The organism is Rhodococcus sp. JCM 9793, from assembly GCF_055380405.1.
Genome location: NZ_AP043721.1, coordinates 3,970,540 through 3,986,715 on the forward strand (window position 1 = coordinate 3,970,540; position 16,176 = coordinate 3,986,715).

A 16,176-nucleotide genomic window follows, 5' to 3' on the forward strand; every position below is an offset into this window, starting at 1 on the left:
ATGACCGATCTTTCGTCCCTGTTCGCCGACGAGGTCGTGACGAACGCCTACACCAGGTTCGTGTCCGTCCCCGGCCTCGACGGGCAGATCGCCCTGGTCACCCTCGACAATGGGTTCGACCACACCAAGCCGAACTCGTTCGGACCCGCCGGCCTGACCGCGTTCGGCGCTGCCCTCGACGAGGCGTTCGCCGCGAACCCCGCAGCCGTCGCCGTCACCGGCAAGCCGTTCATCTTCGCTGCCGGCGCCGATCTCAAGGGTGTCCCCGCGGTCACCGAGCACGCGCAGGGCGTCGAACTCGGCAAACTCGGCCACGACGTGTTCCGTAAGTTGCGCGAGTCGTCGATCCCGACGTTCGCGTTCGTGAACGGTCTCGCGCTCGGCGGCGGACTCGAAGTGGGTCTGCACGCGCACTACCGCACCGTCGCGGACAATGTTCCCGCTCTGGGCCTGCCCGAGACCATGCTGGGCCTCGTCCCCGGATGGGGTGGCACCCAGTTGCTGCCGAACATCGTCGGTCCGGAGCACGCGGTCACGCTCATCCTCGAGAACCCGCTCAACAACGGGCGCACCATCCGCGCAACGCAGGCAGAGACGCTCGGCTTTGCCGACGCGGTCTTCGGCTCGGCGGACTTCCTCGAGCAGTCGCTCGCCTGGGCCGCGAAGGTCATCAACGGCCAGATCACGCCTGCGCGCCTGGAGATCGACCGCGACGCCGGCTGGGATGCTGCGATCGCCCGGGCGAAGGCCCTGGTCGACGGCAAGACCCGCGGCTTCGCTCCCGCTGCTCTCCGCGCGATCGAGCTGCTCGAGCTCGCCCGTTCCACGGATATCTCGGACTCCGCGTCGCTCGACAAGGGTTTCGCTGCCGAAGACGAAGCACTCGCGGACCTGCTCCTGACCGATGAACTGCGCGCGGGCCTGTACTCGTTCGATCTCGTCAACAAGCGCGCCAAGCGTCCGGCCGGTGCTCCGGACAAGTCGCTCGCCCGGAAGATCACCGGTGTGGGCATCGTCGGTGCCGGCCTGATGGCAAGCCAGCTCGCGCTGCTGTTCGTGCGTCAGCTGAAAGTGCCGGTGATCCTCACCGACATCGATCAGGAACGCATCGACAAGGGTGTGGGCTACGTGCACACCGAGATCGACAAGCTGCAGGGCAAGGGCCGCCTCTCCCCGGACGCGGCGAATCGTCTCAAGGCACTCGTATCCGGTTCTCTCGACAAGGCGGCGTTCGCGAAGACGGACTTCGTCATCGAAGCCGTCTTCGAGAACATGGACGTCAAGAAGAACGTGTTCGCCGAACTCGAACAGCACGTCGCACCCGAGACGATTCTCGCGACCAACACGTCGTCGCTGTCGATCACGGAGATGGCCGCGGATCTGCGGCACCCGGAGCGGGTCGTGGGCTTCCACTTCTTCAATCCGGTCGCGGTCCTGCCGCTCCTCGAGGTGATCAAGGGCGAGCACACCGACGACGCGACTCTCGCAACGGCGTTCGCCACCGCGAAGTCGCTGAAGAAGTCTGCGGTGTTGTGCGGCGACAAGCCCGGCTTCGTGTTCAACCGTCTCGTCACCCGCACCCTCGGTGAGGTCATGACCGCGGTGGACGAGGGCACCCCGCTCGACGTGGCGGACAACGCCGTCGGTGCGCTGGGCATGCCGATGTCGCCGTTCACACTCCTCGCGCTCGTCGGCCCGGCCATCGCGCTGCACACCGGCGAGACCCTCCAGGCCGCGTACCCTGATCGCTTCGTCTCCTCCCCCGGCCTCGAGGCACTCGTCGCGGCGAAGAAGCCCGGTGTGTGGTCCTACGAGGGCGGCAAGCAGGTCGTCGACCCCGAGGTCGCAGCACTGTGGCCACAGGGTGACAACCCGTCGACGGCCGACGAGGTCCTCGACCGGACCCGCCGGGCGTTCGCGGAGGAAATCCGCATCATGCTCGACGAGGGCGTGGTCGCGGCTCCGGAGGACATCGACCTGTGCCTGATCCTCGGCGGCGGTTTCGCATTCTGGAACGGCGGGATCACGCCGTACCTGGACCGCACCGGAGCCTCCGACGCGGTCAACGGACAGCGCTTCCTGGCGCCGGGAGTCGCAAGCGTGTCCTGACGTCTCCGGATACCCGACCAAACGAGGGCGTGTCACCGATCGGTGGCACGCCCTCGTTTCGTGATCTTGCCGCGGGACGGTGACCGGAGAGCTAGCGTGAATTGGTCCGACACTGCGCGGGACGAGAATCCGCCGGTGACCGGTATCCACGGAAGAGCAGGTGCGAGTGGAAATGTCCCAACCCACGCAGCCCTCGAGCGGGCACGCCGCCAAGGTCATCGCGGTCACCGTTGCCGCCGCGGTCGGCGGCTTCCTCTTCGGCTTCGACAGTTCGGTCATCAACGGGGCCGTCGACTCCATCCAGGGCCATTTCGAACTGGGGTCGTTCTTCACAGGTTTCGCCGTGGCGATCGCACTGCTCGGATGTGCCGTCGGCGCCTGGTTCGCCGGTCAGCTCGCCGATCGCTGGGGCCGCAAGAAGGTCATGATGCTCGGCTCGGCGCTGTTCATCGTCTCGTCGATCGGTTCGGGCCTCGCGTTCAGCGTCCCGGATCTGATGTTGTGGCGTGTTCTCGGTGGTCTCGGAATCGGCATCGCGTCCGTCATCGCACCGACGTACATCTCGGAGATCGCACCCGCGCGTTATCGAGGCAGCCTCGCGTCGCTGCAACAACTCGCGATCACCCTGGGTATCTTCTCCGCCCTGCTGTCCGACGCGGTCCTGCAGAACGCCGCAGGCGGCGCCTCGAACGAATTGTGGTGGACGCTCGAGGCGTGGCGCTGGATGTTCCTCGTGGGCGTGATCCCCGCGATCGTGTACGGCGTGCTGGCGATGATGATCCCCGAATCCCCCCGATTCCTGGTCGGCAAGGATCTCGACGAGGAGGCCGCCCAAGTTCTCGCCAATGTCACCGGCGACCTGCATCCGGACGAACGTGTCGCAGAGATCCGGCTCACGCTGCGCCGCGAATCGGCGCGATCGTTCGACGATATCCGCGGCCCGACCTTCGGTCTGCAGCCGCTGGTGTGGGTCGGCATCACGATGGCGATCTTCCAGCAGTTCGTCGGTATCAACGCGATCTTCTATTACTCGACGACCCTGTGGAAGTCGGTGGGGTTCAGCGAGAACCAGTCGTTCACGACATCCGTGATCACCGCGGTCATCAACGTCGTGATGACGTTCGTCGCGATCCTGTTCGTCGACAAGATCGGGCGGCGCCCCCTTCTGATGGTGGGGTCGATCGGCATGTTCGTCAGTCTTCTGCTCGCTGCCATCGCGTTCTCGCAAGCCACCGGTAGCGGCGAGGATCTGCAGCTGCCTGCTCCGTGGGGCACGGTGGCACTCGTCGGCGCCAACGCGTTCGTGGTCTTCTTCGCCGCCACGTGGGGCCCGATCATGTGGGTGATGCTCGGCGAGATGTTCCCGAACCGGATGCGCGCGCTGGCGCTCGGTCTGAGTACCGCCGCCAACTGGATCGCGAACTTCACCGTCACCCTGGCCTTCCCGCCTCTCACGGAGTCGGTGGGGTTGTGGTTCCTCTACGGCCTGTTCGCGTTCTTCGCACTGCTGTCGTTCTTCTTCGTCAAGTCGAAGATCCCCGAGACCAAAGGCATGGAACTCGAGGACATGCACACCTGACACCCCAGTGCCCTGAGACCCCAGTGCACGATCCTCCGGCTCAATGCTGCGCGATCGTCTCCGAGGCGTCGCTGCCGTCGAGGCCCACCACCCAACCCGTGACCTGACGCGCGACATCCTGCGCGGTCAGACCGAGCTGCTGATGGATCTCGCCGCGCGAGGCGTGGTCGAGGAACTGTTGGGGCACCGCGAGATCGCGGGCAGGCACGTCGATGTCGTTGCTGCGCAACGCCGAAGACACAGCCGATCCCACTCCGCCGTGCACTCCGCCGTCTTCGACGGTGACGACGAGTCGGAATCCCACCGCGAGGTCGGTCACCACATCTGGGACCGGGAGCACCCACCGAGGGTCGACGACGGCGGCAGTAATGCCCTGCTTGGCGAGGCGGTCCGCCGCGTCGAGTGCCAGGGATGCGAATGCTCCGACTGCGACGAACAGGACGTCGCCCCTCCCGGCCTCCGGCATCCGCAGCACATCGACCGTACCGTCGAGGCGTTCGATCGCCGGGATGTCGTCTCCGACAGCGCCCTTGGGGAATCGGAGGACGGTCGGGCCGTCGTCGACGTCGAGGGCTTCACCGAGTTCTTCGCGGAGCGTGGCGCCGTCGCGCGGCGCTGCCACGCGGATGCCGGGGACGATGCCGAGAAGCGACATGTCCCACATGCCGTTGTGGCTCGCGCCGTCCACACCCGTGATCCCGGCTCGATCGAGAACCAACGTCACTGGTTGCTTCAGCAGTGCCACGTCCATGAGGAGCTGATCGAACGCCCGGTTGAGAAACGTCGAATACACCGCGACAACGGGGTGCATACCACCGAGAGCCAAACCTGCCGCGGAGGTCACCGCGTGCTGCTCGGCAATCCCCACATCGAAGGTCCGGTCGGGGAAACGCTCGCCGAACTTCGCGAGTCCGGTCGGACCGGCCATCGCGGCGGTGATCGCGACGATGTCGTCGCGGACCTCGGCTCGGGCGATCAGTTCGTCCGAGAACACAGACGTCCAGTCCGGTTTCGACGACGACGTTGCGCGTCCCGTGCGCGGATCCATCACGCCGGTGGCGTGCATCTGGTCGGCCTGATGGTTCTCGGCCGGCGCGTACCCCGCGCCCTTCCGGGTGACCGCGTGCACGATCACAGGTCCGCCGTACGCCTTCGCGCGGCGTAGGGCAGCTTCGAGTGCCTGCTCGTCGTGGCCGTCGACCGGACCGAGGTACTTGATCCCGAGATCGGTGAACAGCACCTGCGGGCTCACCGCATCCTTGAGCCCGGTCTTCATCCCGTGGAGTACGGAGTACGCGGCGGCGCCGAACCAGGGGATCTTCTTGACCATGCGGCGACCGTTGTCGAGCGCACGCTCGTAGCCGGGCCGCAGACGCAACGCAGCCAGGTGCTCGGCGAGGCCACCGATGGTCGGTGCGTACGAGCGTCCGTTGTCGTTGACCACCATCACCAGCGAGCGTGTACTGCCGGCGGCGATGTTGTTGAGAGCTTCCCAACACATCCCGCCGGTGAGGGCTCCGTCTCCGACCACTGCCACGACCGTGCGGTCCTGACCGCTGAGTTCGTACGCTTTCGCGAGACCGTCGGCGTAGGACAGCGCGGCGGAGGCATGCGACGACTCGATCCAGTCGTGCTCGCTCTCGGCCCGGCACGGGTATCCGGACAGGCCACCGCGCTGCCGCAGCGTGTCGAAGTCGTCCTTGCGACCGGTGAGAATCTTGTGGACGTAGGCCTGATGGCCTGTGTCGAACAGGATCGGGTCGTGCGGCGAGTCGAACACGCGATGGAGCGCAAGCGTCAGCTCGACCACGCCGAGGTTGGGGCCGAGGTGTCCCCCGGTTGCCGCCACCTTCTCGACGAGGAAGCCTCGGATCTCACCTGCGAGTTGCGTGACCTCGCTCGGCGAGAGACGACGCACATCGTCGGGTGACTGGATGCGGGACAGGACACCCAACGGATCTAGCTCCCTCCGGATCGTGATTCCCGCGACGGTGCGCGAGCAGTTACTGCATTCTACGGAGCGGCTGCACGGTTCGGACCGTCACATCACTCACACCCGCGAGACGCACAGGTCGGGCGACACATGTGCGCCTCGCTCGATGCCTCCCTACACCTCGGCGTTCGGGGCACGACGGTCGGTCGTGAGCTCCTCGTCGACGATGTCGATCGTGGTGCGCAACTCACGGTTCGGGATGAGCACCACTGCCACCAGAGTAACCAGTGCGAATCCGGCAGCTACGAGGAAGAGCGTACCCGTGGCGTCTCCGTAGGCCGTATGCACGACCTCCGCGACCGGCGCGGGGAGGGCGTCGAGATCCAGATTGGCACTGCCACCACCCGATGCCGAGGTGTCGATTCCGAGCTTCGCGAATCCGTCGGAGGAGAGGGTGGAGACACGCGCTGCGAGGATCGAACCCAGGATCGACACACCGATGGCGCCACCGAACGTACGGAAGAACGCGACCGAGCTGCTCGCCGCGCCGATGTTCTTCACGCTCACGGTGTTCTGCACTGCGAGGACGAGATTCTGCATCAGCATGCCTGTGCCGAGGCCCACGATCGCGATGTAGATGCCGATGACGACGAGCGAGGTGGTGTGATCGATAGTGCCGAGGAGCGCGAATCCGATGAACTGGAGCACAGCGCCGCCGACGATGAACGGCTTCCACTGACCGAACCGCGTGATCAGCTGTCCCGACAGGGTCGACGACACCAGCGTGCCCACGACCATCGGGATGGTGAGCAGACCCGCCGCGGTCGGGCTGAAGCTGCGAGCCGTCTGGAAGTACTGGGTGAGGAATGTGGTGGCACCGAACAGGCCGACTCCGACGGCGATCGACGCGACGATCGCCAGCGCGGTCGTACGTTCGGTGATGATCTTCAGCGGGATGATCGGATCCGCAACCTTCGACTCCACGAACACGGTCGCGGCGAGCAGTGCCAGACCTGCGACGACGTAGGCGGCGGACTCGAGGGAGAACCACTCGTAGTAGCCTTCCTTGCCTGCGAACGACACCCAGATGAGCAGAACGCTCACACCGGCGGTGATCAAGGTCGCACCGAACCAGTCGATCTTCACATTCTTCTTGCGTTCCGTCGCCACCTTCAGGGTGCGCTGCAGGAGCACCAACGCGATGACAGCGAGAGGGACGCACACGTAGAAGCACCAGCGCCACCCGAGCGGGCTGTCGACGATCACGCCACCGAGCACCGGACCGCCCGACATGGCGACAGCCATCACGGCCCCCATGTAGCCGGAGTAACGACCACGTTCACGCGGCGGGATGATGCTGCCGATGATGGCCACGACCAGCGCGGTCAGACCACCCATCCCGATGCCCTGGATGACGCGAGCACCGAGGAGCACCGTGACGTCCTGCGAGAGGCCGGCGAGCACCGATCCTCCGACGAAGATCAGGATCGACAGCTGGACGAGAAGCTTCTTGTTGAACAGGTCGGACAGCTTGCCCCAGATCGGGGTGGACGCAGCGTTGGCGAGCAGCGCCGTGGTGATCACCCAGGCGTACTGGGTCTGAGTTCCCTTCAGATCCGCGATGATCGTCGGAAGGGCGGTCGACACGATCGTGCTGCTGAGCAGCGCGGTGAACAATGCGGCGAGAAGGCCGGCGAGGACCGTGAGGATCTCGCGATGGGTCAACAGCGAGTCGGAATCCGGATCGGGGCCGGGCGGCGTCGAAGCACCGTCCGTGACGGCGGTTGTACTCATGAACAGTTCCTTTGGACGTTGGTGGTGGCGGCCGCGTCGTTGGCGGCTATGGGGCTCAGGGCAGCGTCGAGCCGGGCGATGACTTCGAGAGCGTCGGCAACCTGCGCCTCGCTCCAGTCGTCCAGTTGGGTGGCCAGCCGTTCGGTGCGCCGGGCACGAATGGCTGCGAGCATGTCGAGCCCTTCCGGCGAACAGGACACCAGGTGTGCCCGTTTGTCGTCGGGGTCGGAATGCCTGTCTATGAACCCTCGGTCTACGAGTTCACCGATGTGCCGGCTGAGCGAAGACTGACCGACATGCATTTCGGCGGCCAGCGCACTCGGACGACATTGCCCTGTGCGGGCCAGCAGAAAGAGCACACTGGCGAGCGCGTTGGGGAGCAGATCCGGCTCGCTCTGTGTCAGCGCGGCACGCAGGGTTCGGCCGAAGAGGAAAATCGAGTCGGCGAGCGCGTGCACCGTGTCGGGTTGAACAGCAGTCACGCGGACCTCCGAAATTCGAGAATCAATTGCTTGCGGCATGCAACTATACAGTTAGTTGCATGCCGCAAGCAATTACTTCGCGAATCGGACAGTCCGGAATCCGGACGGAGAAGACGTCAGCGCGTGAACAGCGCGAGGCACTCCACGTGGTGCGTCGACGGGAATGCAGCAAATGCGCGCAGGTCCGCCAGCTCGTATCCTTGCGCGCGATAAAGACCCACATCACGACCGAACGACGCCGGATCGCAACCGAGATGGATCACCCGCCGAGGCGCCGCATCTGCGATCGCAGCAACGACGTCCTTGCCTGCACCGGCGCGCGGCGGATCGAGGATCACCACGTCGGGGGCCGCGAGTGCACCGATGACACGCTCGACCCGCCCGTGCCGGAACGACACCTGAGACAGGTCTGCGAGCGCCTCCGCGCCGTCGTCCACCGCCTGACGCGACGACTCCACCGACTCGACCCATCCGGATACACCGACCTGGTCGGCCACCGCCGCCGCGAACACGCCGACCCCGCCGTAGAGATCCCACACCGTGCTGCCGGCCGCGGCGTCGGCCCACTCGCCCACCACGGTCGAGTACGTCTGCGCGGACCCTCGATGAGCCTGCCAGAATCCGGTGGCGGCCAACCGCCATTCCCGCGACCCCACCCGCTCGACCGGGCGGCCGGATCCCTCGATGACCCGCTCCGCGCGTGGTGCGTTCACCGCGGCGCGCCTCGCCGACGCACCACGCCGGCCCGGGCTGCGCCGACCGGTACGCGACACCACCGGTGGTGCGATCTCCACCACGTGCCGCTGTCCGCCCGCGTCGAGGACGACCTGTAGGTCGGCACCCGGTTGCCACACGTGTTCGACCAGGTCGGTGTAGGCACGCTGGTCGATCTGGGTGCAACCGAGGTCCGGCACCACATCGTTGCTGTGGTAGCGCCTGTACCCCGGCGTTCCCGCCGCATCGACGGCCAATCGCACCCGCGTTCGCCACCGAGTGCCGTCCCCCGCGCCCCCGGGGATTTCCTCGACGACCACGTCCCGCTCAACTCCGCCCAGGCGACGCAACTGTTCGGCGACCACGGCCGCGGCGATATCCCGTTGCGCCGCAGGCGTGGCATGCGACATGTCACAGCATCCGGCACCGCCGGGACCGGAGATGGGACACACCCGGTCGACGCGATCATCCGATGCTTCCAGGATCTCCACCGCATCGGCGAAACAGAAGGACCCACCGCGGTCCTCGGTGACGACCGCGAACACCCGCTCCCCCGGCAGACCGTGCCGCACGAACATCACACGCCCGTCGTGGCGGGCGACGCAGAAGCCGCCGTGGGCGGGATTGCCGAGCATCACCTCGATCCGCTGCCCGGACCAGTCGGTTCCTGCATTCTGCTGACCCTGGCGGCTCACTGATCTTCCTCCTGTTTCGCGGGTCGGTGACCCGCTTCGTTCTCCAACCCGCGGCGGATGGCCCCGGGCACAGTGTCGATCCGGTCCTTCGGCACCTTCGCAGACGAACGCAACTGCCACGGCACGCTCGTGACCATCACTCCCGGCTGGAAGAGCAGACGACTCTTCAATCTCAGGGCGCTCTGGTTGTGGAGGATCTGCTCCCACCAGTGCCCGACCACGTACTCCGGAATGAACACGGTGACGACGTCGCGCGGCGAATCCCGCCGTACACGTCGCACGTAGTCCAGAACCGGCCGGGTGATCTCGCGATACGGCGACTCGACGACCTTCAACGGTACCGTGATGTCGCTGGCGTCCCAGTCCCGGACCAGTTGACGGGTATTCGCATCGTCGACATTGACCGTGATCGCCTCGAGGGTATCGGGGCGTGTTGCCCGGGCGAAGGCCAAGGCCCGTCGTGTCGGCATGTGCAGCGTCGACACCAGGACGATCGAGTGCGTGCGACTGGGCAGTACGCCGTCCCATTCCGCTGCCTCGAGTTCCGCGGCCACGCTGTCGTAATGACGCCGGATCGCTTTCATCAGCACGAACATGACCAGGATCATGAGGACGGCGATCCACGCTCCACCGGCGAATTTCGTGGCCAGCACGATGATCAGCACCAGGGTGGTGGCTATCGATCCGAGACCGTTGATCATGCGCGCGCGTATCATCCGTCCCCGCTCGGCCGGCTCGGTTTCCACCTTCAGGTGCCGCGTCCAGTGCCGCACCATGCCCGCCTGTCCGAGCGTGAAGGCGACGAACACACCCACGATGTACAGCTGGATCAGCTGGGTGACCCGGGCATCGAACACCCACACGAACACGACCGCCACGCCCGACAGGAACAGAATCCCGTTGCTGAACGCCAGCTTGTCACCGCGCGTGTGCAGCTGCCGCGGCAGATACCGGTTCTGCGCGAGCACCGACGCCAGCGCCGGGAACCCACTGAACGCAGTGTTCGCGGCGAGCAACAGGATCAGTGCGGTTGCCACGGTGACGAGGAAGAAGCCGACAGGAAAGCCTGCGAACACCGCATGCGCGAGTTGCGCGACGAGCGTCTTCTGTTCGTACCCTTCGGGCGCACCCTTCAATTGGGTGGCGGGATGCTCGGCCACCACGACACCGATCCGACCCGCAAGCAACACGACCCCGAGGAACAACGGCACCGCGACCGCGCCCAGCAACAGCAACGTGGTTGCAGCATTGCGGGCCTTGGGCTTTCGGAACGCCGGGACTCCCGTGCTGATCGCTTCCACACCGGTGAGGGCCGCACACCCGGACGAGAACGCACGCGCGATCAGGAACACGAAGGCGATCGCCGTCAGATCCGTCTGCTCCGCCACGAGTTCGAAGTCGGCGGACTCCGCGCGCAGGTCGTCTCCGAACACGAAGATCCGCACGAACCCCCAGACGATCATGATGGCCATGGCCGCCATGAACGCGTAGGTGGGAATCGCGAACGCGGTTCCTGCCTCCCGCATACCGCGCAGATTCATGGCGGTGAGGAGACCGATCGCCAGGATCGCGAACAACACCTTGTGCTGTGCAACGAACGGCACGGCCGAGCCGATGTTGGCCGCGGCCGACGAAATCGACACCGCGAGAATGAGCACGTAGTCCACGAGCAGCGCGCTGCCGACCGTCAGCCCCGCGGTGGGCCCGAGATTCTTGGTCGCGACCTCGTAGTCACCACCGCCGGACGGGTAGGCGCGCACATTCTGGCGGTAACTGGCCACCACGATGACCAGCACCACCGCGACCGCGATACCGACCCACGGAGTGAAGGCGTACGCCGACAGGCCCGCAACCGACAGGACGAGGAAGATCTCCTCCGGCGCGTACGCGATCGACGAGAGAGCATCCGAGGCGAACACGGGCAGCGCGATGCGTTTGGGGAGCAGCGTGTGCCCGAGGGTGTCGCTTCGAAACGGCCGACCCAGCAGAAGCCGCTTCGTGGCGGTGGAAAGCTTGGACACGCGCCCAGCCTAAGCCGTACCCGGCACATCACGACCCGGTGTCCGGGTCATTCCACCCGCCGTTGCCGTCGGAGCGGTACGGTTTCCGTTCGGCAGGAGGTGCCGACGAACGGAGTGCGTGGTGTACGTGGTGGTCATGGGTTGCGGCCGTGTGGGATCGTCGGTGGCCACCGCGCTGGCCCGGCTCGGTCACGACGTGGCGGTCATCGACCGCGACGCGGGGGCATTCCTCCGACTGGGCGACGACTTCCCCGGTCGCACGGTCGTCGGGATGGGCTTCGATCGTGACGTCCTGATCGACGCCGGAATCGAGCACGCCCACGCGTTCGCCGCAGTGTCCTCCGGCGACAATTCCAACATCATCTCCGCGCGAACAGCCCGCGAGACCTTCGGCGTGGAGCGTGTGGTCGCACGGATCTACGACGCGAAACGCGCCGCCGTGTACGAACGGCTCGGGATTCCCACCATCGCCACGGTGCCGTGGACCACCGATCGGCTCCTGCACACTCTCACCCACGAGAGTGAGAATGCGCGCTGGCGCGACCCGACGGGGTCGGTCGCGGTCTGCGAGGTCAATGTCCACGAGGAATGGGTGGGCCGACGTGTCACCGATCTCGAGGCGGCCACCGGGGCCAGGGTCGCATTCCTCATCCGATTCGGTGCGGGGGTGCTCCCCGATCGGAAGACCCTGATCCAGGCCGACGACCAGGTCTACATCGCGGCAGTGTCGGGAACCGTCGCCGAATCGATCGCGCTGGCCGAGAATCCGCCCGCCGACAACGACGAGTGAGGACATTCCGATGAAGGTTGTCATCGCAGGTGCAGGTGCGGTCGGACGCTCCATCGCCCGTGAACTTCTGCGTAACGAGCACGAGGTGATGCTCGTCGAGCGCAAGCTCGATCACGTCGATCCCACCGCCGTGCCCGATGCGAAATGGGTCCACGGCGATGCCTGTGAACTCAGCCTGCTCGAGGAGGCAGGGCTCGAACAGTACGACGTGGTGATCGCGGCGACCGGCGACGACAAGGCGAACCTGGTGCTGAGCCTCCTCGCCACTACGGAGTTCGGTGTCGCGCGTGTCGTGGCTCGGGTCAACGATCCACGCAACGAATGGCTGTTCGACGAGTCGTGGGGCGTCGACGTAGCCGTGTCCACCCCGAGGATGCTGGCCTCACTCGTCGAGGAAGCGGTCTCGGTGGGGGATCTCGTTCGACTGATGACACTGCGCAAGGGCGCGAACCTCGTCGAGATCACACTGCCTGACACAACCGCGTTGGCCGGCAAACCGGTCCGGAAGCTTGCACTACCCCGCGACGTCGCGCTCGTGACGATCCTGCGCGGTGACCGCGTGATCGTCCCTCAAGCCGACGATCCGCTCGAGGGCGGCGACGAACTGCTCTTCGTCGCGTCGGAAGAGGTCGAAGAAGAGCTTCGCACCCTGATCGAACGCTAGCGCTTGTCGTACGGTGCGGGTGTGTCGTGAGACGCGACCCCCGTGTCTGTGGCTGTGCCGGTGTCCGACTCGGCGTCCGAGTCCGCCTCGTACTCGTCCGCTGTCGGCTCGACGAGCCTGTCGGCCTTGCGGACGGCCCAGAGAGTCACGAGCAGCGCCAGCGCCGTCAGCGGCCAACCCATACCGATTCGAGCGGCGGCGAGCCAGCCTGTCCGATCCTCGTCGTAGAGATGGTTCTGCACCAGATAGCGCGCAATGAACACCAGCGCCCACGCGACTGTCGCGATGTCATAGGACCGCACCGCGTCGCGATGGGCACGCCAGCGCGAACCCTGGCCGTTGAGCATCCCCCAGATCACGCCTACCAGAGGCCGCCGCACGAGCACCGACAGAACGAACGCGCCTCCGTAGACCAGGCTCGCGTAGATGCCGAACAGGAAGTAGCCCTTGGCGTCGCCGGTCCGGTGCGCAATGAAGGCGCACAGGGCCACGCCCATGAATCCGGAGATGGCGGGCTGGATAGGTGTCCGCCGGATCAGTCGCCACACCAGGACACCACACGCGACCGCGACCGCAGTCCAGATCGCGGCAGTGAGGCCCCACACACTGTTGATCGGAACGAACACCAGCACGGGCAACGTCGAGTACACCAACCCGCTGAGTCCACCGAGTTGTTCGAGAAGGGTCTGCCGGCTGGTATCACTCACGTATACGAGGGTGCCACACTCGGGCGCGCCGGCCACTCCCGCAGAGCTGCGAGTACATCGTTCAGACCGGGTCCCTGAGCTCGTAGTACGGGTTGTAGATGGCCTTACGGCCGTCCCGCTCGCCGACCCGACCGCGGACCTGCAGGGTCTTACCGGGTTCGATGCCGGGAATACGCCGACGCCCGATCCACACGAGCAGGATCGAATCGGTGCCGTCGAAGAGTTCGGCCTCCACCGAGGCGCACGCAGTCTTCGACGAGGCCTCCACACTTCTCAGTCGCCCGAACATCGTCACTTCCTGCCCTCTGGCGCAGGAGACGACAGGTAGCGCGCCCGTCGCGTGTGATGATTCGGCCATCTCCTCCGCATCGAGTTCTTCGAGATCCTCGGTGAGGCGACGGGTGAGCCGGCGAATGTAGCCGGCTGCGGCGGATGCCATAGCGCGCTCCTGAAACGGGCGGCACGGGTCTCGCGCCGCGACACTGTCCTTCGTCCGCCACTGTAGACCGATCCACGGGGGAGACAACCACACCGGGTGGACGGCCTTCGAATCGATTCGGCAGGATCGCACCCATGACGCGAGATTCCGCCGCCACACCGTACGACACCGCTGTGACCGCAGTCGTCCTACCGGGGACGGGGTCAGACGCGCAGTTCGCCCACGATTCTTTCGCGGTCCCACTGCAGCGCCGTGGTATCACCACGATTGCGGTGGAACCGGATCCTCGTAATGTGGTCGCGAGCTACTGCGAGGCGATGGACCGTGCCGCTCTCGACGGTCCCATCCTCGTCGGTGGCGTGTCCATCGGCGCGGCTGTCGCACTGCACTGGGCAGCGTCGCACTCGGCGCTCGCAGTCGGTGTGCTCGCGGCTCTCCCCGCCTGGACGGGAAATCCGGACGACTCCCCCGCTGCCGCCAGTGCCCGCTGGACGGCATCGCAGCTACGCGCCCGCGGCCTGGAGTCGGTCACTGCAGCAATGGTCGAGTCGAGCCCCACATGGCTGGGAGCCACGCTGTCACGCTCGTGGCGCTCCCAGTGGCCGGCTCTTCCCGAGGCACTCGAGGAAGCCGCGGGTTACCGAGCACTCGACGTCGACGAATTGCGTTCGGTGACGGTGCCCGTCGGTATCACCGCCGCCATCGACGATGCAGTTCATCCGCTCGACGTGGGGCGCGGGTGGGACACCGCGTTGCCGTTCGCCGCCCTGACAACCGTCACCCTGGACGACGTGGGAACCGATCCGGCAGTACTCGGCGCGGGATGCCTCGGAGCACTCGACATGGCATTCCGCGGGAAGCGGGCCACCGCGACAGGGTAGGAACGGGCGCAGCGCACCGACATGGGAACGGTGCACCTGGTCACAATCGTGGTGTCAGAACCCCAATTGCTGCATGGCCGAACCCGACCCGCCCGTACGCGGACGCGGCTGCGGCCGTGCAGGGGGAGCCTGCTGCCCCGATGTCGGTGCTCCCGGCTGCTGCGGCCGGACCTGGCCCTGCTGCTGTCCACCTGCCTGGCGCGCCGCTTGCTGTTGCTGTTCTGCGGCGGCGGCGAGCTGATCCGCGAGCGACTGGGGAAGGACGACCGGCAGGGGGGTGCGCACGGGGTGAGGTTCCTTGCCTCGGCGCACAACGGTATCGGCGAGCACCGCGTGCGCTGCCGCGACCAAGGGACCGTTCGCGGAGGCTGCTCCCGCCGGACCAGCAGCGACACAGCGGATCATCCAGCGGTAGCCGTCGATGCCGATGAACCGCATGTCTGCGTTCGGAGTGCTTCCGTGCAGCTCCCGGCCCCACGGACCGGTCTCCATGCTCACAGTGGCGTTGTCGTTGCGCAGCGTCTCGGCCAGTTCGGCAGCGACTTCACGCCACTGGCCGGGCGACTTGGGTGCGGCGTAGGCCGCGACGGTGATTCGTCCGTGCTGTGTCACCAGATGTACGGACTGCGGGTTCCCGTTGGGAGCCATCTCCACCTGGATCTGACCGCCCTGAGGAATCGGGACGAGCACCGAGCCGAGGTCGAGTCGCGAGGTTCCGACCTCGTCCTCACCGATCGCGTCGATGTCGTACGGGCCGTCGTCGGACGCTGCAGCGCCGTCGGAGTCGCCCGCGAGGGAACCCTCGATACGTTCGAATTCGTCGGTCGTCGCGTCGTCGGAGCGGTTCTTGCGTCGTCCGAACATGTCAGGACCCTTCCTTCACGAGGCCGGCGTGGCCACCACTCGAGCCGTAACCACCGGCACCGCGGGTGGTGTCGTCGAGCTCATCGACCTCCACGAAGTCGACGAGTTCGACCCGCTGCACGAGGAGCTGCGCAATGCGGTCGCCCCGGTTCACCTCGATCGCGTGCTCGGTGTCGTGGTTGATCAAGCAGACCTTGATCTCTCCCCGATATCCGGCATCGACAGTTCCAGGTGTGTTCACCACGGAAAGTCCGAACTTGGCGGCGAGGCCCGAGCGCGGATGGATCAATCCGACGGTCCCCACTGGCAACGCTACGGATATCCCGGTTCCGACGAGCACCCGATGTCCGGGTTCGATCGTTACATCGCTGGTGGCACACAGATCCACGCCCGCGTCACCTGCGTGCGCCCGTGTCGGCATGGGGACACCCGGGTCGAGACGACGCAGCGGGATGGGGGAAAGGTCGGTCACGTGCACCGAGACTACTCTCCGGATGTCCATGC

The 16,176-nt window shown here is 66.2% G+C and carries 14 protein-coding genes; 5 read left to right on the forward strand and 9 right to left on the reverse strand.

Features of this window, described 5'->3' with window-relative positions; translation table 11 throughout:
• Nucleotides 1-2,109, forward strand: coding sequence for a 3-hydroxyacyl-CoA dehydrogenase NAD-binding domain-containing protein (locus tag ACZ46K_RS20475; protein ID WP_464744455.1), 2,109 nt, complete (start codon nucleotides 1-3; stop codon nucleotides 2,107-2,109).
• Between the two features lie 172 nt (nucleotides 2,110-2,281).
• Nucleotides 2,282-3,688 (forward strand): sugar porter family MFS transporter, encoded by a 1,407-nt coding sequence (locus tag ACZ46K_RS20480; RefSeq protein ID WP_054806638.1) that lies wholly within the window; start codon nucleotides 2,282-2,284, stop codon nucleotides 3,686-3,688.
• Nucleotides 3,689-3,728: 40 nt separating this feature from the next.
• Here the strand turns inward: ACZ46K_RS20480 and dxs are convergent, their stop codons facing one another.
• The 5 genes from dxs to ACZ46K_RS20505 all read right to left on the reverse strand — a co-directional run bounded on the left by dxs (nucleotide 3,729) and on the right by ACZ46K_RS20505 (nucleotide 11,327).
• A complete protein-coding gene (gene dxs, locus ACZ46K_RS20485) occupies nucleotides 3,729-5,642 on the reverse strand; it encodes a 1-deoxy-D-xylulose-5-phosphate synthase (RefSeq protein ID WP_464744457.1) in 1,914 nt (637 codons plus the stop codon).
• Between the two features lie 153 nt (nucleotides 5,643-5,795).
• The gene (locus ACZ46K_RS20490; protein ID WP_464744459.1) at nucleotides 5,796-7,415 is read right to left on the reverse strand and encodes an MDR family MFS transporter; all 1,620 of its coding nucleotides are present in this window, start codon (nucleotides 7,413-7,415) and stop codon (nucleotides 5,796-5,798) included.
• Nucleotides 7,412-7,897, reverse strand: a complete 486-nt coding sequence (locus tag ACZ46K_RS20495) for a MarR family winged helix-turn-helix transcriptional regulator (protein WP_464744461.1) — start codon at nucleotides 7,895-7,897, stop codon at nucleotides 7,412-7,414. The genes ACZ46K_RS20490 and ACZ46K_RS20495 overlap by 4 nt, the downstream gene beginning before the upstream one ends.
• A gap of 116 nt (nucleotides 7,898-8,013) precedes the next feature.
• Nucleotides 8,014-9,306 carry a class I SAM-dependent RNA methyltransferase gene (locus ACZ46K_RS20500; RefSeq protein ID WP_464744463.1) on the reverse strand — a complete coding sequence of 431 codons (1,293 nt, stop codon included), beginning with the start codon at nucleotides 9,304-9,306 and terminating at the stop codon, nucleotides 8,014-8,016.
• Nucleotides 9,303-11,327, reverse strand: a complete 2,025-nt coding sequence (locus ACZ46K_RS20505) for an APC family permease (protein WP_054807272.1) — start codon at nucleotides 11,325-11,327, stop codon at nucleotides 9,303-9,305. The genes ACZ46K_RS20500 and ACZ46K_RS20505 overlap by 4 nt, the downstream gene beginning before the upstream one ends.
• A gap of 121 nt (nucleotides 11,328-11,448) precedes the next feature.
• Here ACZ46K_RS20505 and ACZ46K_RS20510 point away from each other — a divergent pair, with 121 nt between their 5' ends.
• Together ACZ46K_RS20510 and ACZ46K_RS20515 are read left to right on the forward strand one after the other, a co-directional pair.
• The gene (locus ACZ46K_RS20510) at nucleotides 11,449-12,117 is read left to right on the forward strand and encodes an NAD-binding protein (protein ID WP_054807274.1); all 669 of its coding nucleotides are present in this window, start codon (nucleotides 11,449-11,451) and stop codon (nucleotides 12,115-12,117) included.
• A 10-nt stretch (nucleotides 12,118-12,127) separates the two neighbouring features.
• Nucleotides 12,128-12,781, forward strand: a complete 654-nt coding sequence (locus tag ACZ46K_RS20515) for a potassium channel family protein (RefSeq protein WP_054807273.1) — start codon at nucleotides 12,128-12,130, stop codon at nucleotides 12,779-12,781.
• Here ACZ46K_RS20515 and ACZ46K_RS20520 read toward each other — a convergent pair.
• Both ACZ46K_RS20520 and ACZ46K_RS20525 read right to left on the reverse strand, forming a co-directional pair.
• Nucleotides 12,778-13,488 carry a DUF3159 domain-containing protein gene (locus ACZ46K_RS20520; protein ID WP_054807275.1) on the reverse strand — a complete coding sequence of 237 codons (711 nt, stop codon included), beginning with the start codon at nucleotides 13,486-13,488 and terminating at the stop codon, nucleotides 12,778-12,780. The two genes, ACZ46K_RS20515 and ACZ46K_RS20520, sit on opposite strands and share 4 nt — an antisense overlap.
• 61 nt (nucleotides 13,489-13,549) lie before the next feature.
• Nucleotides 13,550-13,927, reverse strand: coding sequence for a hypothetical protein (locus tag ACZ46K_RS20525; protein ID WP_054807276.1), 378 nt, complete (start codon nucleotides 13,925-13,927; stop codon nucleotides 13,550-13,552).
• A 134-nt stretch (nucleotides 13,928-14,061) separates the two neighbouring features.
• On the opposite strand from ACZ46K_RS20525, the gene ACZ46K_RS20530 reads away from it, so the two are divergent.
• Nucleotides 14,062-14,808 carry a hypothetical protein gene (locus tag ACZ46K_RS20530; protein ID WP_054810566.1) on the forward strand — a complete coding sequence of 249 codons (747 nt, stop codon included), beginning with the start codon at nucleotides 14,062-14,064 and terminating at the stop codon, nucleotides 14,806-14,808.
• Nucleotides 14,809-14,862: 54 nt separating this feature from the next.
• Here ACZ46K_RS20530 and ACZ46K_RS20535 read toward each other — a convergent pair whose 3' ends face one another.
• Entirely contained in the window at nucleotides 14,863-15,672 is an 810-nt protein-coding gene (locus ACZ46K_RS20535; RefSeq protein WP_464744466.1) for a DUF3710 domain-containing protein, read from the reverse strand.
• A gap of 1 nt (nucleotide 15,673) precedes the next feature.
• Nucleotides 15,674-16,174 (reverse strand): dUTP diphosphatase, encoded by a 501-nt coding sequence (gene dut, locus ACZ46K_RS20540; protein ID WP_054807642.1) that lies wholly within the window; start codon nucleotides 16,172-16,174, stop codon nucleotides 15,674-15,676.
• Nucleotides 16,175-16,176 lie beyond the last annotated feature (2 nt).